The organism is Halomonas sp. SCS19, assembly GCF_040147015.1.
GTDB classification, from domain to species: Bacteria; Pseudomonadota; Gammaproteobacteria; order Pseudomonadales; family Halomonadaceae; genus Halomonas; species Halomonas litopenaei.
Genome location: NZ_JAMSHN010000001.1, coordinates 2,799,930 through 2,817,846, shown reverse-complemented (window position 1 = coordinate 2,817,846; position 17,917 = coordinate 2,799,930). Strand labels below are relative to the sequence as shown.

Here is a 17,917-nt window from a genome sequence, read left to right as displayed (position 1 = left end):
CGGGTCAAGATCGTCTTAGAGGCGCCCTCGCAACCCCGCGCCGCTAGCGATACTTGAGGCGGACGCCGTCCTGGCCCTCGACCTCACGCAGCGCGATCAGCAGGTCGTCGGATGGCAGCACCTTCCACTGCTCGTCGAGTTCGAGCCAGCCGGTGGCCTCCAGATTGCGGTAGCGCAGGCGCACCGGCAGGCCTTCCTGGTGACGATGCGGCTCGAGGCTCGTGCGCAGGCTGTCGATCAGTCGACCGTTGGCCTCGCGACCATCCACCGAGACCTCCACCGCCTGACCGAAGCGCGAGCGCGCCTGGACCATGGGGGTGACCTCCTTGCCGCGCAGGCGCAGGCCGCCGGAGTAGTCATCGCTGGACACCTCACCTTCGATGATCAGCACCTCGGCGTTGTCGAGCTGCTCGCGCACGCTGTCGTAGAGCTCACCGAACAGCGACGCCTCGATGCGTCCGGTACGATCGTCCAGGGTCACGAACGCCATGGTGTCGCCACGCTTGGACTTCATGGTGCGCTGGGCCACCACCAGGCCGGCAACCCGCTGGGGCTCGCGAGAGGGTTTCAAGTCGGCGATGCGGGTCGAGACGAAGCGCGAAAGCTCTTCCTCGTATTCATCGATGGGATGGCCGGTCAGGTAGAGGCCCAGGGTGTCCTTCTCGCCGGCCAGGCGCTCGCGGTCGCTCCACTCACGCACGCGCAGATAGTCGGCGTAGGGATCGCTGGCGCTGTCGTCCTCGTCCGGGGCGAAGGCCTCGCCAAACAGATCCATCATCCCGGCGCTCTGGTTCTTGTGGCTCTGGGCCGCGGCCTTCAGGGCGTCATCCAGCGAGGCGGCCAGCACGGCGCGATTGGGGCCCAGGTTGTCCAGCGCCCCGGAACGGATCAAGGCTTCCAGGGTGCGCTTGTTCATGCGCTTGGGGTCGATCCGCCGACAGAAGTCGAACAGGTCGCTGAAGGGGCCGTCTGCGCTGCGCGCCTCGACGATGGCGCCGATGGGACCTTCGCCCACCCCACGGATCGCGCCCAGGCCGTAAACCACCCGCCCCTGTTCGTCGACGGTGAACTTGTAGCCACCGACATTGACGTCCGGCGGGGTCACCGTCAGCTTGAGGTGACGACACTCCTCGATCAGCGGCACCACCTTGTCGAGGTTGTCCATCTCGGTGGACATTACCGCCGCCATGAAGGGACCCGGATAGTGGGCCTTGAGCCAGGCGGTCTGGTAGGACACCAGGGCGTAGGCGGCGGAGTGCGACTTGTTGAAGCCGTAGCCGGCGAACTTCTCCACCAGGTCGAAGATGTTGCCCGCCAGGTCGGCATCGATGCCGTTGGCCGCACAGCCCTCCATGAAGCCGGCGCGCTGCTTGGCCATCTCTTCCGGCTTCTTCTTGCCCATGGCACGCCGCAACAGGTCGGCCTGGCCCAGCGAGTAGCCGGCCATCACCTGGGCGATCTGCATCACCTGCTCCTGGTACAGGATGATGCCGTAGGTGGGCTGCAGCACCGGCTTGAGCAGTTCGTGCTGGTAGTCCGGGTGCGGATAGGAGATCTCCGCCCGACCGTGCTTGCGGTTGATGAAGTCGTCGACCATGCCGGACTGAAGCGGACCGGGACGGAACAGCGCCACCAGGGCGATCATGTCCTCCAGCGAGTCCGGCAGCAGGCGCTTGATCAGCTCCTTCATGCCGCGGGATTCGAGCTGGAACACGGCGGTGGTCTCGGCCTTCTTGAGCATCTCGAAGGTCTTGCCGTCATCCAGCGGAATGGTGTCGATATCGAGCGGTCCCTGACCCTCCTTCGAGCGCACCTTGTCGACCATCTCCAGGGCCCAGTCGATGATGGTCAGGGTACGCAGGCCAAGAAAGTCGAACTTGACCAGGCCGGCGTCCTCGATATCGTTCTTGTCGAACTGCACCACCAGGCCGGAGCCGTCTTCATCGCACAACAGCGGAGAGAAGTCGGTCAGCTTGGTGGGGGCGATCACCACGCCACCGGCGTGCTTGCCGGTGCCTCGGGTCACGCCCTCGAGCTTGAGCGCCATGTCCCAGATTTCCTGCGCCTCCTCGTCGGCCTCGAGGAACTCCTTGAGCTGAGGCTCCTCCTCGATGGCCTTGGCCAGGGTCATGCCGACCTCGAAGGGGATCAGCTTGGACAGCTTGTCACCCAGCGAATAGGGCTTGCCCTGGGCCCGGGCAACATCACGAACCACCGCCTTGGCGGCCATGGTGCCGAAGGTGACGATCTGGGACACCGCGTTGCGGCCATAGCGCTCGGCCACGTAGTCGATGACCCTGTCGCGCTTCTCCATGCAGAAGTCGACGTCGAAGTCGGGCATGGAGACACGTTCCGGGTTGAGGAAGCGCTCGAACAGCAGGTCGTACTGGATCGGGTCGAGGTCGGTGATCTTCTGGGCGTAGGCCACCAGCGAGCCGGCACCGGACCCCCGCCCCGGCCCCACCGGCACGTCGTTGTCCTTGGCCCACTGGATAAAGTCCATCACGATCAGGAAGTAGCCAGGGAACCCCATCTGCAGAATGATGTTCAGCTCGAAGTCCAGGCGCTCGCGGTAGCGTTGCTCAAGGGCCGCCCATTCGTCACTGTCGCGGGGGTGCTGCGCCACCGGATAGAGCGCCTCGAGGCGCTCGGTCAGACCGTCGTGGGAGATCTTGCGGAAGAACTCGTCCTGGGTCATGCCCTCGGGGATGCCGTACTCCGGCAGGAAGATCTCGCCCAGACGCACGTCGACGTTGCAACGCGCGGCGATCATCACGCTGTTTTCCAGCGCCTCGGGGATATCGGCGAACAGCTCGGCCATCTCCTGGGGCGACTTCAGGTACTGCTCTTCGGTGTAACGGCGCTCACGTCGGGGATCGTCGAGCGCCTTGCCCTCACCGATGGAGACTCGGGTCTCGTGGGCCCAGAAGTCCTCACGGTTCAAAAAGCGCACGTCATTGGTGGCCACCACCGGCACCCCGGTGTCCAGCGCCAACGCCACCGAGGCGTGTACACAGTCTTCTTCCAGCGGGCGGCCGGTACGGGTCAGCTCCAGATAGAAACGTCCCGGGAAGGCCTGGCACCAGTCGTCCAGCAGGCGCCTGGCATCGGCGTGAAGATCGCTGAGCAGGTGGCGTCCGACATCGCCGTCGCGACCACCCGACAGCGCAATCAGCCCCTCGTTCTGCTCGAGCACCCAGGCCTTCTCCAGGTAGGCCCGCCCCTGGCGCTGGCCCTCGACCCAGCCACGCGAGATCAGCTCAGTCAGATTGCGGTAGCCGACGTCGTTCATCGCCAGCAGGGTCACCCGATAGGGGTGATCCAGGTCGTGGCCGTTGACCAGCCACAGATCTGCGCCGATGACCGGCTTCATGCCGGCGCCCTGGACACCGTTGTAGAACTTCACCAGGCCGAACAGGTTGGCCTCGTCGGTCAGCGCCAGCGCCGGCGCCCCGTGCTCGATGCCCGCCTTGACGTACGGCTTGAGGCGCACCAGGCCATCGACGAGGGAGAACTCGCTGTGGACGCGAAGATGAACGAAGGGAGCGGACATGAGAAAGCCTTACCTCGACCCGCCGTGGCGGGTGTGTGAAAACGGGTCAGAACAGCGCCAGTTGACGCTTTACCGGCGCAAACGACCGGCGATGCTCGGCCAGCGGCCCGAAGCGTTCGAGCGCGGCCAGATGCTCAGGCGTCGGGTAGCCCTTGTGGCGGGCGAAGCCGTAGTCGGGATAGCGCTCGTCGAGGGCCAGCATGGCCGCGTCACGGGCCACCTTGGCCAGGATGGAGGCGGCGGCGATGGCCGGATGACGGGCATCGCCCTTGACCACGGCCTGGCCCGGAACATGATGCCCGGGCAGCCGATTGCCGTCCACCAGCAGGTACTCAGGAGCCGGCGCCAGACCATCGATGGCCCGGCGCATCGCCAGATGGGTGGCGTGATAGATATTGAGCCGGTCGATCTCTTCGGGGCTCGCCTCGGCCACATGGTAGGCCAGTGCATGCTCGCGTATCTGGCCATCGAGCGCCTCGCGACGCTTGGCACTCAGCGCCTTGGAGTCATTGAGTCCGCTGATCGGCACCGAGGGATCGAGGATCACCGCCGCTGCCACCACCGAGCCCACCAGCGGCCCTCGACCAACCTCATCGACACCGGCCAGCAAGCTGCCATCATAGTTCACCACCAGCGGCGGCAAGGCAGGCTTGTTGCTGCGCCTGGACTTCGCTTCAGCGGCCACCGCCAGCCTCCTGACGGACATCATCCGTTTCATCAGCCGTGGCCTCGGCCACCTCCTCGGCCAGCCGAGGCGATACGCTGTCGGGCAACGGCTGCCCCGCTACCAGCGCTTCGATGGCCTCCGCCGCACGCCGGCTGGCGTCACGCTGCAGCCCCTCGTGCATGGCGGCAAAGCGAGCCTCGAGCGCAGTCCGCGCCGCTTCATCGTCGAGCAACTCGCCCAGGCGGGTGGCAATGGCCTCACTGCTGGCCTCGTCCTGGATCAACTCCGGCACCAGCGATTCGCGGGCGATCAGATTGGGCAGCGAGATCCACTCGGTCTTGACCATCAGCCGAGCGATGCGATGGGTCATCGGCGCCATGCGGTAGCCCACCAGCATGGGGCGATGACACAGCATCGCCTCCAGCGCCGCGGTGCCGGAAGCCAGCAGCACCAGGTCGCTTGCCACCATGGCCTCACGAGCCTGGCCATCGAGCAGGCTGACGCAGGCCGCAAGCGCCGGCCGCGCGGCCAGCAGCGCCTCGAGCTCCTGCCTGCGCTCGGGCGTGGCCGCCGGGATCACCACCGCAAGCCCCGGCCTTGCCTTGACCAGGCGTTCGGCAGCCTCCAGGAAGGTCTCCCCCATGAAGCGGATCTCGTTGCGCCGGGAGCCGGGCAGCAACGCCAGCACCCGGGCGTCGGCGGCAATTCCCAGCGCCTCGCGCGTGGCCCGGCGGTCGTTGACCAGCGGTAGTTCGTCGGCCAACGGATGGCCGACGAAGGCCACCGGCACACGGTGCTTGACGTAGAAGGCCGCCTCGAACGGCAGAAAGGTCAGCATGGCGTCCACCGAGCGGGCGATGCCCTTGACCCGTCCCTGACGCCAGGCCCACACAGACGGGCTGACGTAGTGGGCGGTGGTGACACCTGATTCGCGCAGCTGGCGCTCGAGGCCAAGATTGAAGTCCGGGGCGTCGATCCCGACCATGATGTCGGGTTCCCAGTCCAGCGCATCCCGACGCAGGGTGCGGCGCACGCGGATCAGCTCTGGCAGGTGCTTGATCACCTCCACCAGCCCCATCACCGACAGGGTCTCCAGCGGATACAACGACTCGAGCCCCTCGGCGATCATGCGCGGGCCACCCAGTCCTCGGAATGCCACCTCGGGATGACGCGCCTTGAGCGCGCGCATCAGGCTCGCTCCGAGAATATCGCCGGACAGTTCACCGGCCACCAGGTAGACGCGGCGGATTGAGCCTGTCTCGCTGGCGACATCGCGTGCAGCGTGGGTCATGACGGATACCTGACTGGCTGAACAAGTCTGACAATGGAAGGGTGCCCAAGCCGACGACGGCCATCAAGATGGCCGACGACGCTGGGGCTGACGCCCGCCGCTGCGGGCGCCGACAGCCGGGCCGGTGACTGCCTAGCGGATGATGCCCCGCGAGGACGCCTCGATGGAGGCCACGAAGGCTTCGGTCTCGGCCAGCGAGAAGCGCTGGCGGATCTCGCCGATGGCCTGTTCCACGGTGAGCCCCTGGCGGTACACCAGCTTGTAGGACTCGCTGAGGGCGCGGATGGCTTCCGTCGCAAAGCCGCGGCGCTTGAGCCCGACCACGTTGAGTCCGTGGGCCTGGGCCGGATTGCCGTTGATCATCACGAAGTCCGGGGTGTCCTTGGTGATGATCGAGCCACCGCCTGCCATGGCGTGGGAGCCAAAACGACAGAACTGATGGATGGCGGATAGCCCGCCAATGATCGCGAAGTCGCCCAGGTGCACGTGGCCCGCCAGGGTGACCTGATTGGCCAGGATGCAGTCGTCGCCGATCACGCAGTCATGGCCGACGTGGACGTAGGCCATGAACAGGTTGCGCGAGCCGATGGTGGTCTCGCTGCGATCCTGAACGGTGCCCCGGTGCAGGGTGACGCCCTCGCGCACGACGTTGTCGTCACCCATCACCAGGCGGGTCGGCTCGCCCTGGTACTTCTTGTCCTGGCAGGCCTCCCCCACCGAGGCAAACTGGAAGATGCGGGTACGCTCGCCCAGCACGGTGGGGCCCTGCACCACGACGTGGGGGCCGATGACCGACCCGGCGCCAATCTCGACGTCTGGGCCGATCACACTGAAGGGCCCCACCTCGACATCGTCGGCCAGGCGGGCGCCGGGGTCTACGATGGCGGTCGGATGTATCAAGCGATCTTCCTCTCGGCACAGATGATGTCGGCCTCACAGGCCAGCTCGCCTTCCACGGTGGCACGGCACTTGAACTTCCAGATACCCCGCTTGGCCCGCTCGACCTCGGCGCGCAGCTCAAGCTTGTCGCCGGGCATCACCGGGCGCTTGAAGCGCACATTGTCACTTCCGACCAGGTAGTACACATAGCCATCGGCGGGCAGCTTGTTGACGGTCTTGAAGCCCAGGATACCGCAGGCCTGGGCCAGCGCTTCCACCACCAGCACGCCGGGCATGATCGGGTGATGGGGGAAGTGACCATTGAAGAACGGCTCGTTGATGCTGACGTTCTTGTAGGCAACGATGGTTTCGCCAAGGGTCAGTTCCGTGACCCGATCCACCAGCAGAAAAGGATAGCGGTGGGGCAGATATTCGCGAATCTCGTTGATGTCCATAACCATCGTAGCGACCTCTGAAATGACAAGAGCCCTTCTCCCTGGAAGGACATGACCGGCGGGGGCCAAGGGCACCATACCGGCAATAGGCGGTGGATTATACCGACCTGTACCCGCCCCTCAAGCCTCGCCGGAGCCTCGCTTCTCCAGACGATTGACCCGCTTGGCGATACTGTCGAGCTGCTTGAAACGCACCGCATTGCGGCGCCACTGACTGTTTTCCATGGCCCCGGTGCCCGAGGAATAGACCCCGGGTTCGAGGATGGAGTTGGTCACCAGGCTCATGCCGGTGACCTGGACGCCATCGCAGATGGTCAGGTGGCCGGACAGCCCCACGCCGCCACCCAGCATGCAGTGGCGGCCCACCCGGGTGGAACCGGCGATGCCGACACAGCCGGCCAGGGCGCTGTGGTCACCGATGTGCACGTTGTGGGCGATCTGCACCTGGCTGTCGATCTTGACGTCGTTGCCGATCACGGTGTCACCCAGCGCCCCACGGTCGATGCTCGAGCAACTGCCGACCTCGACATCATCGCCGAGCACCGCGCCACCGAGCTGGGCGATCTTGCGCCAGCCGCCACCGTCGTGGGCAAAACCGAAGCCATCGCCACCGATCACACAACCGCTGTGCAAGATGACACGCTTGCCGACGACCACGCCGTGATAGAGGGTGACGTTGGCGTGCAGGAAACCGTCCTCGCCAATCTCGCAGTCCGCCCCGACCACCGAACCGGGCCCGACCACCACACGATCCCCCAGGCGAGCACCTGACTCGATCACCGCATTGGGGCCTATCGAGACGTCGGCACCCAGACTGGCGTCCTCGGCCACCACCGCACTGGGATGGATGCCGGGCTGGTGCGCGTCGGCCTGGGGGTCAAGCATGCGCGAAAGCTCGGCGTAGCCGAGGTAGGGATTGTCCAGCACCAGCGCTGGCACCGGGCAGGCGTCGAGATGGTCGGCGTGAAGCAGCACCGCCGCCGCCCGGGTGGACGGCAGGTCCTTCAGATAGGCGCGATTGGCAAGAAAGCTCACCTGATCGGGGCCGGCGTCCTTGAGCGTCGCAAGGCCAACGATACGTTGGCTGCCGTCACCGTGCAGGCGAGCGCCCAGGCGAGAGGCGATATCGGAGAGGTTTGGCTGTGTACGTGTCGATTTCATGTATGACCGTAATGCGGTGACGACGGAATTCGGGACAGGCGCTGTCGGCGATTCCCTCAGTACGTGTTGAGCAGCCGGGTGACCTCGGCCGTCAGGTCCGGCAGATCACGACCGCTGTGCAGGACACCGTCCGGTGTCACCAGCACCTCGACCTCGTGACGCTCGATGACCTGAGCGACCGCCTGGTCGACCCTGCCTTCCAGGCGACTTATCAAACGCTGTTCGGCTTCCTGGCGAGCCTCGAGGATATCACGTCTGAGGCGATCGAAACGCTGCCCTTTTCGCTGAAATTCCTGAACCCGTGAGGGGCTCGGCTGCCCTTCGGCAGCCGCCAGGTCGTCGGCCAGGGCCTCAAGCTCAAGGCGTAGCGTTTCGGCCTCGCGCTGCCAGGGTGCGACCTGTTGCTGCAGGCTATGCATGGCACTGCGGGCGGCCTCGGTGTCGAGCACGGCGCGACGCCAGTCGAGCACCGCCACCTGGGACGCCGATGCCGACACCGGGCTGCTCAGTGCAGCGGCCAGCGCCAACCACACCAGCCAGCGGCGACGGCCGCCTGTCCTCATCAGAAGGTCTGACCCAGCGAGAACTGGAACACCTGGGTGTCGTCCTCGTCCTCGTCATTGAGCGGCTCGGCCACGCTGAAGGTCAGGGGACCCACCGGCGTCAGCCAGGAGACGCCCACGCCCACACTGTAGCGTATATCGCTGAATTCCACCCCGGAGTTGCACTTCTTGCGATCCTCGTCCTCGGACAGCACGTCGTAGCACTCGGTGAGGAAGGTGTTACCGGCATCGACGAACAGCGACGGCTGCACCGAGCGCTTGTCCTCGACGAACGGCATCGGGAAGATCAGCTCCATGCTGCCCTCGAGCAGCACGTTACCGCCGAGGGTCTCGTCATCACCGTCCTCACGTTCGGTGGTGAGCTGGCCAAGGGTGTTGTCGGTGAAACCACGCACCGAGCCCAGGCCACCGGCGAGGAAGTTCTCGTAGAACGGATAGGGGTCGCTCGAATTGATGGCATCGGCGTAGCCCAGCTGGCCACTGAACTTCAACGACCAGGTCTGCTCTTCGTTGAACGGGAAGAAGTGCTTGGCCTGGGCCCTGGCCTTGTAGTACTCGGCGTCACTGCCGGGCACCCCGAGTTCCAGCGACAGCCGCTGGTAATTACCCGCCGTCGGCATGATGCCGCGGTTGAGGTCGTTGCGGGTCCAGCTGCCGGTGGCCGACAGGGTACTGGCGTCGTCACCCTCGTCGAGCACGTAACGCTTGATCTCCGACGGGGTGTCATCGTAGGTGTCGATCTCGAGCTTCTCGATGTTGGCGCCGAAGTTCATCCGCGTCAGCTCGTTGATCGGGTAGCCGAAGTTGATCCCGGCACCGAGGGCATCGGTGGAGTAGGTGGAGATGTCGGAATCTTCGTAGTCCGTGGCCCGGTAGTAGAAGTTGTAGCCGCGGGAGATGCCGTCCAGGGTCCAGTAGGGATCGGTGAAGCCGAAGTTGACGCTGGTGTAGGTATCACTCTTCTGGGCGCCGATGTTGACCCGGTTGCCGCTACCCAGGAAGTTGTTCTGGGACAGCGAGGCGCCGTAGATGACGCCGGCACTCTGGGAGAAGCCGAGACTCGCCGACAGCGAGCCTGAGGGCTGTTCCTCGACGGTGTAGGTGACGTCGAGCTGGTCGCTCTCGCCGGGGACCGGCTCGGTCTGCACCTGCACCTGCTTGAAGAAGCCAAGGCGCTCGAGGCGCTGGCGCGACTGGGAGATGGCCTCGGTGGAGGCTGGCGCGCTCTCCATCTGGATCATCTCGCGGCGCAGCACTTCATCCTTGGTGGTGGTGTTGCCGACGAACTGGATACGCCGTACGTAGGCGCGACGCCCCGGCGCCACCTGGAAGCTCAGGTCCACCGTCTCGCCGTCGCTGCGCACCTCGGGGATACCATTGACCTCGGCGAAGGCAAAGCCCTCGGCACCCAGGCGCGAGCGCATGGCCTCGGAGGACGCCACCACGTCGCTGCGCGAGAAGATATCACCGGATTCGAACTGCAGCAGCTCGCGGGCCTCGGCCTCGGCCACCTTGAGATCACCAACGAAGCTGATGTCGCCGACCCGGTAGCGATTGCCTTCATTGACGTTGATGGTGATGAAGATGCGCGACTTGTCCGGGCTGATCGATACCTGGCTCGAGGTGATCTCGAAGTTCACGTAGCCGCGGTCTAGGTAGTAGGAGCGCAGCCGCTCCAGGTCGCCAGCCAGCGCCTCGCGGGAGTACTCGTCGGCGGAGAACCAGCCGAAGAACAGACCGGGATCGTCCTCGAGCTCGAACTCGTCGAGCAGGATCTCGTCGGAATAGGCTTCATTGCCGACGATGTTGATCTGGCGGATCTTGGCGACCGCACCTTCATTGATGTTGATGTCGACCCGCACCCGGCCCTGGCCCACCGGCGTCAGCTCAGTGTCGATGCGTGCGCTGTAGCGGCCCTGGGACTGGTAGAGGCCTTCCAGCTCACGCTTCATCTCGTCGATGGTCGAGAGCTGCAGCACCTGGCCTTCGCTGATGCCGGCCTGCTTGAGGCCCGCACGCAGGTCCTCGTCGGGAATCTGGGAGTTGCCTTCGATATTCAGCGCCGAGATCGTCGGGCGCTCCTCCACCTGGATGATCAGGACGTCGCCTTCACGGGCCAGCTGGATATCTTCGAACAGTCCGGTGGCAAACAGCTGGCGAGCCGCTTCGGCCAGTTCACTGTCGTCCACTCGATCGCGAGCGTTGACGGGAAAAGCATTGAAGACGGAAGCCGCAGAGACCCGTTGAAGGCCTTCCACGCGAATGTCCGACACGGTGAAAGGGGCCGCGTGCGCCACCTGGGCACAGGCGGTCAAGAGTGTCGCCAATCCGATGGTCTTGATTTTCATGCAGTCGTTTCGCTCGCGTTGAGTCAGCGTACCTGTCCAGACAGGCACCTTATACATTTCTCCGCCTTACTGACAAGTTGGCGGCGGCGTCTCGCTTGGTGACGTCCCCGGCAAAGCGCGATTCACCTGGGCGCTCGTTGTTGCGCACGCACCACGTCGATGGCGGGGGCAACTTCTACCACAAGCGCATCACATCGAAGTACAGGGCCATGATCATCAGGGTGCCCACCAGCGCCAGCCCGACCTTGAGGCCAACGGCCTGGGTGCGCTCGGACACCGGGCGCCCACGTACCGCTTCGACCAGGTAGTACAGCAGATGGCCGCCATCGAGCACCGGAATCGGCAGCAGGTTGAGCACCCCAAGGCTGATCGACAGATAGGCCATGAAGTTGATGAAGCTCTCGAGCCCGGAACGCGCCGTGTCACCGGCGATCCGGGCGATGGTGATGGGCCCGGACAGATTGGTCGGCGAAATCAGGCCGACCACCATCTTGCGCACGGCGTCGAACGTCAGAAGCGTCATCTCGGCGGTACGTGAGGCCGCCTGCCCCACTGCGTCCAGGGGGCCGTAGCGGATTTCCCGCTGGTACTGCTGGGGCCAGTCTACCGGGGCAACGCCGGCACCGATATAGCCGATCTCGCTTCCATCATCCAGCCGGTTGATCCGCGGCGTCAGACTCAGCGCCTTCGACTCGCCGTCACGCTCGACCTCCAGCGACAGCGTCTGGCCGGGTCGCGCTCTGACCCGCTCGACCAGATCAGGCCAGTCACTCACCGCGCGATCGTCGATACTCAGCACACGATCACCGGCTTGCAACCCTGCCTCGGCCGCGGGCTCCCCTTCCATCACCTGGCCGATGACGGCAGGCATGTCGGGACGCCAGGGGGCGATACCGAGCGTTGCCAGCGGCGCGGGCGGGTCCTGCCCCACCAGCCAGTTCTCGACCGGCGCGCGATAGCTGCGGGAGGCACTCGAGCCCTCCTCGCGGGCCTCGATCTCCAGGCTGCCACTGGCACCGATGGCCGCCACCAGCTTGAGATTGACCTCGTCCCAGGAGCGCACCGTCTCGCCACCGATGGCGGTCAGCTCCATCCCCGACTCGAGGCCAGCCTCGGCCGCCGGCGTCTGCGGGGTGACGTCACCCACCACCGGCACCACCGTAGTGGTCCCGGCGACGAACAGCGCCCAGTAAGCCACCAGTGCCAGCAGGAAGTTGGCCAGCGGACCCGCCGCAACGATGGCCATGCGGGCCCACACCGACTTGCGATTGAACGCCTGATCGAGCTGGTCCTCGGGCACCTCGCCTTCGCGCTCGTCGAGCATCTTGACGTAGCCGCCCAGCGGAATCGCGGCGATGGCGAATTCGGTGCCATGGCGATCGAAACGTGACCACAGCGGGCTACCGAAACCTACCGAGAAGCGCAGTACCTTGACCCCGCAACGCCGCGCCACCCAGAAGTGACCGAACTCATGGAAGGTGACCAGCAGGCCGAGTACGACGATCACGGCCAGAATATTTTGAATCAGGCCCACGCAAGCCTCCTTGGCTGTATCACGACGGCCGCCGTCGCCGCCGCTTCCCAGGCTCCGGCAGCGCCAAAGGCAAAAGGTTCAACCGGGTGCGCGATCATCACAACGCCTCCAACCAGGCACGGGCACGCGCGCGGGCGTCATGGTCGGCGGCGAGTACCGCCTCCAGATCATCGGCACCACCACCGGGGGCACCTGCGCGCACCGCCTCGACCAGCCGGGGGATCTCGGTGAACCCAAGCCGCCCGTCGAGAAAGGCCTCGACCGCCACCTCATTGGCGGCGTTGAGTACCGCCGGCTGCAGCCCACCCTCGTCCATCGCCTCACGGGCCAACCGCAGGCACGGAAAGGCGGCCTCGTCGGCGGGTTCGAAGTCGAGCCTGGCCACCTGAAACAGGTCCAGCGCCTCGACCCCTGCCTCGATCCGCTCGGGCCAGGCCAGGCCGTAGGCGATGGGGGTGCGCATATCGGGATTGCCGAGCTGCGCCAGCACCGAGCCATCGCTGTAGGCGGCCATGGAATGGATCACGCTCTGAGGGTGCACCACCACCTGGATCTGCTCGGGGCGGGCGTCGAACAGCCAGCAGGCCTCGATCAATTCCAGCCCCTTGTTCATCAGGGTGGCGCTATCCACCGAGATCTTGCGCCCCATGGACCAGTTGGGGTGGGCGCAGGCCTCATCCGGGGTCACCCGGGCCAGACGCTCGGCATCGAATCCACGAAAGGGGCCGCCCGAGGCGGTCAGCAGCAGCTGAGTCACGCCGTGGCGCCCGAGTCCCCCACGATGCTGGCCAGGCAGACACTGGAAGATCGCATTGTGCTCGGAGTCGATGGGCAGCAGCGCCGCACCACTTTGCTCCACCGCTTTCATGAACAGGGCCCCGGACATCACCAGGGCCTCCTTGTTGGCCAGCAGCACGCGCTTGCCGGCCCGCACCGCCGCCAGCGTCGGCAACAGGCCCGCCGCGCCGACGATGGCCGCCATCACCACCTCGGCCTCAGGGGCGCTTGCCACCTCGGCCAGAGCCGCTTCGCCGTGACGCACTTCGGTGGCAAGCCCAGCCTCTTTCAGCTGCGTGGCCAGCCAGTCGGCGTCGGTCGGCGTGCCGAGCACCGCCACGTCGGGACGATGAGTCAGACACTGACGATAGAGGGCCTCGCGGGAGCGATGGGCGGTGAGAGCGTGGACCCGATAGCGGTCGGGGTGGCGGGCGATGACGTCCAGGGTACTGGTTCCGATGGAGCCGGTAGCACCGAGCACCGAGACGCCCTTGATGGTGGTCGAGGAGGTTTGGGACGAGGCAGAAACTGCAGATGCCGTCATGCTTGCACCAGCCAGGTAAAGAACAGGGCGAACACCGGGACCGCCGCGGTAAGACTGTCGATGCGATCGAGCACCCCGCCGTGCCCCGGCAACAGCGCGCTGGAGTCCTTGAGGCCGCGATGGCGCTTGAGCATACTCTCGAGCAGATCGCCGAGCACCGACACCAGGGTCACGCCGAGGGTCAACGCCACCAGCGCCAGACCGGCCGACAGCGACAGCTGCTGCCACAGCGCGAACACCAGCGCCAGCGCAGCGGTGACCGCCATGCCCCCATAGACGCCCTCCCAGGACTTGCCGGGGCTGACGTTGGGTGCCAGCTTGCGCCGCCCCAGGGCACGCCCGACAAAGTAGGCGCCGATGTCGGCACCCCACACCAGCAGCAGCACGAACAGAAGCCAGGCGCTGCCGCTCTCGCGCAGCAGATTGAAGCCGACCCAGGTCGGCAGCAGCACCCAGGCTCCCATGGCCAGGCGCATCGCCCGCGAGGACCACTGATGGCTGCGCCCAGGATGACCGAGCACCCACCACAGATTCAGCGCCCAGCCCAGCGCGCCAATGACCAGCGGCCACAGCGCCAGGTGCTGGCCGAAATGCCACAGCAGCGCCATGCCAAGGGCCAGCACCAGCGGTGGCAGCAGGCGCGAGGCCCCGCGCTCGAGCCCCGCCAGATTGGCCCACTCCCAGCCCGCCAGCACCACGATGGCGGCGGTGAACAGGGCGAAGGGGCCGCCCTCCAGACCGAACAGCCCGGCCAGCGCCAGCGGCGCCAGCCAGGCTGCGGTGATGATCCGCTGTCTAAGCACCCTGGGCCTCGAGCTGTTCGTCGGTCATGCCGAAGCGGCGCTTGCGCCGGCAGAAATCCTCCAGGGCGTCATCGAAGGCCTCGCCATCGAAGTCCGGCCACAGGACGGGCGTGAAGTACAGCTCGGCGTAGGCCAGCTGCCACAACAGGAAGTTCGAGATGCGCCGCTCACCGCTGGTGCGAATGCACAGATCCACCGGCGCGGCGTCACTCAGACTGACCTGATCGGTCAGCGCCTGCTCGTCGATGGCGCCGGGGTCGAGCTCGCCGGCGGCCACTCGCTCGGCCAACCGCCGCGCAGCCCGGGCGATGTCCCACTGACCACCGTAGTTGGCGGCAATCACCAGGCGCAGCCCCTGGTTGTCGCAGGTCAGCCGCTCGGCCTCTTCGATGCGCTTCTGGATGGCCGAGGAAAACCCCGAGGTATCGCCGATCACCGACAGCCGGATGTCATGCTCGTGCAGCTTCTTGACCTCACGCTTGAGCGCCATCAGGAACAGTTCCATCAAGGCGTTGACCTCGGCCGCCGGGCGCTTCCAGTTCTCGCTGGAGAAGGCGAACAGCGTCAGCGTCTCGATACGGCGCTCAGCCGCCCGACGAATGACGGCCCTGACCGCCTCCACGCCGGCGTGGTGTCCACGCACTCCTGACAGGCCGCGCGCCTTGGCCCAGCGATTGTTGCCGTCCATGATCACCGCCACATGGCGAGGCAGGCTCGCGGTCGGCGGTAACGGGCGGAGTTCGGGAGACGGCGTTGACTTCATGGTGTCTCGCATGACGGTTGAATCAGGCCCCGAGGCATCCCTGACCCGGGGAGTCCAGACAGTATGACCGATGGCGGGGTCGCCAGGGATCGCTGAACGACGTAGTACCCAGCGGCCGACCGGCCACGCCAGGCGTGACCGGTCGGTATCGCGCCCCCTCCCGGCCGCACAGGCAGGCCGGTACGGGTATCGCCAGGGCGCCTCAGACCTGCATCAGGTCCTCTTCCTTGGCGGTCAGGGTCTTGTCGATCTCGGCGACAAAGCGATCGGTGATCTTCTGGATCTCGTCCTCGCCCTGACGCTCCTCGTCCTCGGAGATATCCTTGTCCTTGAGCAGCGCCTTGAGGTCGTTGTTGGCGTCACGACGCACGTTGCGAATCGCCACCCGGGCGTTCTCGGCCTCCTGACGCGCCTGCTTGATGTAGCCCTTGCGGGTCTCCTCGGTCAGCATCGGCATCGGCACGCGGATCACGTTGCCGGCAGACGCCGGGTTGAGGCCCAGGTCGGAGGTCATGATGGCCTTCTCGACCTTCGGCACCATGCTCTGCTCCCAGGGCACCACGGCCAGGGTGCGGGCGTCCTCGACGTTGACAGAGGCCACCTGGTTGAGCGGCATCATGGAACCGTAGTATTCGACCTGCACCGCGTCCAGAATGCTGGGATGAGCACGACCGGTACGAATCTTGTTCAGGTTGTGATGCAGCGACTCGACGGTCTTCTGCATTCTTGCTTCTGCGTCTTTCTTGATCTCGTTGATCACGATGTCACCCTCTGTGAATCAGCGTGCCTTCCTTGCCGCCCACCACCAGGTTGAGCAGGGCGCCAGGCTTGTTCATGTTGAAGACCCGGACCGGCATGTCATGGTCCCGCACCAGGCAAATCGCGGTCAAATCCATCACCCCGAGCTTCTGATCGAGGGCGTCATCATAGGACAGTTCGTCGTACTTCACGGCATCGTCGAACTTGACCGGATCCTTGTTGTAGACGCCGTCCACCTTGGTGGCCTTGACCACCACGTCGGCGTCGATCTCGATACCGCGCAGACAGGCGGCGGAATCGGTGGTGAAGAAGGGATTGCCGGTACCGGCGGAGAACAGTACCACGTCACCGGAGGTCAGGTAGCGAATCGCCGTGCGCCGATCGTAGTGCTCCACCACGCCGCTCATGGGAATGGCCGACATCACTCGCGAACGGATGTTCGAGCGCTCCAGCGCATCACGCATGGCCAGGGCGTTCATCACCGTGGCCAGCATCCCCATGTGGTCACCGGTCACGCGCTCCATGCCGGCCTCGTGCAGGGCGGCACCGCGGAACAGGTTGCCGCCACCGACCACGATACCGACCTGGACACCGATACCGACCAGTTGCCCGATCTCCAGCGCCATGCGGTCCAGTACCTTGGGGTCGATGCCAAAGTCGGCATCCCCGGTCAACGCCTCACCCGAGAGCTTCAGCAGGATGCGCTTGTACTTCGACACCGCGGCACGGGGCTTCTCGGACTTGGACAGGGGGGAAGAATCGACGCTGCTCATGGCATTTCTCCGCTTTGGGCTTGACTGGGTCGGGTGGCGGTCGGTCAGGCCGCGAGACACCCACCGCTGACGCATACACGAAGGCGTGCGCTTTCGCGCACGCCATCATTACACTGTGCAGGCACAGTTTGGAACCTTGGACCTTAGCTACGCTTGGCCTGTTCCATGACTTCCTTGGCGAAGTCGACCTCTTCCTTCTCGATGCCCTCGCCCACTTCAAAGCGAGTGAAGCCGACCACTTCACCACCGGCGGCCTTGACGAACTCGGCCACGCTCTGGTTCGGGTCCTTGACGAAGGGCTGCTCGGTCAGGCTGTTCTCGGCCAGGTACTTCTTCAGACGGCCCTGGACCATCTTCTCGGCGATCTGCTCAGGCTTGCCGGCCATGTCCGGCTGAGCCAGGATGATGGCCTTTTCCTCGTCGAGGGCTTCCTGAGGCATGTCCTCGGGACGGGCCACGGCCGGGTTTATCGCGGCGACGTGCATGGACACGTCCTTGGCGGCTTCCTGGGTACCGCCCTTGAGCTCGGTCAGCACGCCGATACGGCCACCGTGCACATAGGCACCCACCAGGTTGCCTTCAGCGGCGTCGACGACGACGGCACGGCGCACGCCGATGTTCTCGCCAATCTTCTGCACCAGCTGCTCGCGGGCGGTTTCCAGCTCGCCTTCGGTCACCGCGGCCACGTCGTCGCTCTTGGCGGCGAAGAAGGCGTCGGCGATCTTGTCGGCGAAGGCCTTGAAGTTGTCGTCACGGGCAACGAAGTCGGTCTCGGAGTTGATCTCGACCATCACACCGTAGGCACCGTCTTCGGCCACACGAGTGACGACGACGCCTTCAGCGGCGGTACGACCGGCCTTCTTGGCGGCCTTGAGGCCGGAGTTCTTACGCAGATCCTCGATGGCCTGCTCGATGTCACCGCCGGCTTCGGTGAGTGCCTTCTTGCACTCCATCATGCCGAGCCCGGTACGCTCGCGCAGTTCCTTGACCTGGGAGGCGCTGATAGCTGCCATGGTATTCACCTCTAAATGGTTCGACCTGGGTGTC

At 65.4% G+C, this 17,917-nt stretch carries 15 protein-coding genes; all 15 read right to left on the bottom strand.

The window, feature by feature from the left end:
* Positions 1–43: 43 nt before the first annotated feature.
* Positions 44–3,553, bottom strand: coding sequence for a DNA polymerase III subunit alpha (gene dnaE / locus NFH97_RS12365; protein WP_349624879.1), 3,510 nt, complete (start codon positions 3,551–3,553; stop codon positions 44–46).
* A gap of 46 nt (positions 3,554–3,599) precedes the next feature.
* Positions 3,600–4,238, bottom strand: coding sequence for a ribonuclease HII (gene rnhB / locus NFH97_RS12360; protein ID WP_349624878.1), 639 nt, complete (start codon positions 4,236–4,238; stop codon positions 3,600–3,602).
* The gene (gene lpxB / locus NFH97_RS12355; RefSeq protein ID WP_124803474.1) at positions 4,228–5,511 is read right to left on the bottom strand and encodes a lipid-A-disaccharide synthase; all 1,284 of its coding nucleotides are present in this window, start codon (positions 5,509–5,511) and stop codon (positions 4,228–4,230) included. The genes rnhB and lpxB overlap by 11 nt, the downstream gene beginning before the upstream one ends.
* Positions 5,512–5,643: 132 nt before the next feature.
* Positions 5,644–6,411, bottom strand: a complete 768-nt coding sequence (gene lpxA, locus NFH97_RS12350; RefSeq protein WP_045991176.1) for an acyl-ACP--UDP-N-acetylglucosamine O-acyltransferase — start codon at positions 6,409–6,411, stop codon at positions 5,644–5,646.
* A complete protein-coding gene (fabZ, locus tag NFH97_RS12345; protein WP_045991177.1) occupies positions 6,408–6,851 on the bottom strand; it encodes a 3-hydroxyacyl-ACP dehydratase FabZ in 444 nt (147 codons plus the stop codon). Before fabZ ends, lpxA begins: the two co-directional genes overlap by 4 nt.
* Before the next feature lie 114 nt (positions 6,852–6,965).
* Positions 6,966–8,006 (bottom strand): UDP-3-O-(3-hydroxymyristoyl)glucosamine N-acyltransferase, encoded by a 1,041-nt coding sequence (gene lpxD / locus NFH97_RS12340; protein WP_045991178.1) that lies wholly within the window; start codon positions 8,004–8,006, stop codon positions 6,966–6,968.
* Positions 8,007–8,062: 56 nt separating this feature from the next.
* Entirely contained in the window at positions 8,063–8,569 is a 507-nt protein-coding gene (locus NFH97_RS12335) for an OmpH/Skp family outer membrane protein (RefSeq protein WP_349624877.1), read from the bottom strand.
* Positions 8,569–10,917 (bottom strand): outer membrane protein assembly factor BamA, encoded by a 2,349-nt coding sequence (gene bamA / locus NFH97_RS12330; RefSeq protein WP_181248592.1) that lies wholly within the window; start codon positions 10,915–10,917, stop codon positions 8,569–8,571. Before bamA ends, NFH97_RS12335 begins: the two co-directional genes overlap by 1 nt.
* A gap of 175 nt (positions 10,918–11,092) precedes the next feature.
* A complete protein-coding gene (gene rseP / locus NFH97_RS12325; RefSeq protein WP_045991180.1) occupies positions 11,093–12,451 on the bottom strand; it encodes an RIP metalloprotease RseP in 1,359 nt (452 codons plus the stop codon).
* Positions 12,452–12,548: 97 nt separating this feature from the next.
* Complete coding sequence (gene ispC / locus NFH97_RS12320; RefSeq protein ID WP_108449741.1) at positions 12,549–13,772, bottom strand: 1-deoxy-D-xylulose-5-phosphate reductoisomerase; 1,224 nt, start codon at positions 13,770–13,772, stop codon at positions 12,549–12,551.
* Positions 13,769–14,575, bottom strand: coding sequence for a phosphatidate cytidylyltransferase (locus NFH97_RS12315; protein ID WP_045991182.1), 807 nt, complete (start codon positions 14,573–14,575; stop codon positions 13,769–13,771). The genes ispC and NFH97_RS12315 overlap by 4 nt, the downstream gene beginning before the upstream one ends.
* The gene (uppS, locus tag NFH97_RS12310) at positions 14,568–15,338 is read right to left on the bottom strand and encodes a polyprenyl diphosphate synthase (protein WP_349624876.1); all 771 of its coding nucleotides are present in this window, start codon (positions 15,336–15,338) and stop codon (positions 14,568–14,570) included. The genes NFH97_RS12315 and uppS overlap by 8 nt, the downstream gene beginning before the upstream one ends.
* 202 nt (positions 15,339–15,540) lie before the next feature.
* Positions 15,541–16,098, bottom strand: a complete 558-nt coding sequence (gene frr, locus NFH97_RS12305) for a ribosome recycling factor (protein ID WP_045991183.1) — start codon at positions 16,096–16,098, stop codon at positions 15,541–15,543.
* 4 nt (positions 16,099–16,102) lie between these two features.
* Positions 16,103–16,870, bottom strand: coding sequence for a UMP kinase (gene pyrH / locus NFH97_RS12300; protein ID WP_045991184.1), 768 nt, complete (start codon positions 16,868–16,870; stop codon positions 16,103–16,105).
* A 143-nt stretch (positions 16,871–17,013) separates the two neighbouring features.
* Positions 17,014–17,883 carry a translation elongation factor Ts gene (tsf, locus tag NFH97_RS12295; RefSeq protein ID WP_348827081.1) on the bottom strand — a complete coding sequence of 290 codons (870 nt, stop codon included), beginning with the start codon at positions 17,881–17,883 and terminating at the stop codon, positions 17,014–17,016.
* Between the last annotated feature and the right edge of the window lie 34 nt (positions 17,884–17,917).

Coding starts and splice junctions, on each gene's coding strand:
- dnaE (WP_349624879.1), bottom strand. CDS start 3,553: ATGTCCGCTCCCTTCGTTCATCTTCGCGTCCACAGCGAGTTCTCCCTC.
- lpxB (WP_124803474.1), bottom strand. CDS start 5,511: ATGACCCACGCTGCACGCGATGTCGCCAGCGAGACAGGCTCAATCCGC.
- fabZ (WP_045991177.1), bottom strand. CDS start 6,851: ATGGTTATGGACATCAACGAGATTCGCGAATATCTGCCCCACCGCTAT.
- lpxD (WP_045991178.1), bottom strand. CDS start 8,006: ATGAAATCGACACGTACACAGCCAAACCTCTCCGATATCGCCTCTCGC.
- NFH97_RS12335 (WP_349624877.1), bottom strand. CDS start 8,569: ATGAGGACAGGCGGCCGTCGCCGCTGGCTGGTGTGGTTGGCGCTGGCC.
- bamA (WP_181248592.1), bottom strand. CDS start 10,917: ATGAAAATCAAGACCATCGGATTGGCGACACTCTTGACCGCCTGTGCC.
- ispC (WP_108449741.1), bottom strand. CDS start 13,772: ATGACGGCATCTGCAGTTTCTGCCTCGTCCCAAACCTCCTCGACCACC.
- uppS (WP_349624876.1), bottom strand. CDS start 15,338: ATGAAGTCAACGCCGTCTCCCGAACTCCGCCCGTTACCGCCGACCGCG.
- pyrH (WP_045991184.1), bottom strand. CDS start 16,870: ATGAGCAGCGTCGATTCTTCCCCCCTGTCCAAGTCCGAGAAGCCCCGT.
- tsf (WP_348827081.1), bottom strand. CDS start 17,883: ATGGCAGCTATCAGCGCCTCCCAGGTCAAGGAACTGCGCGAGCGTACC.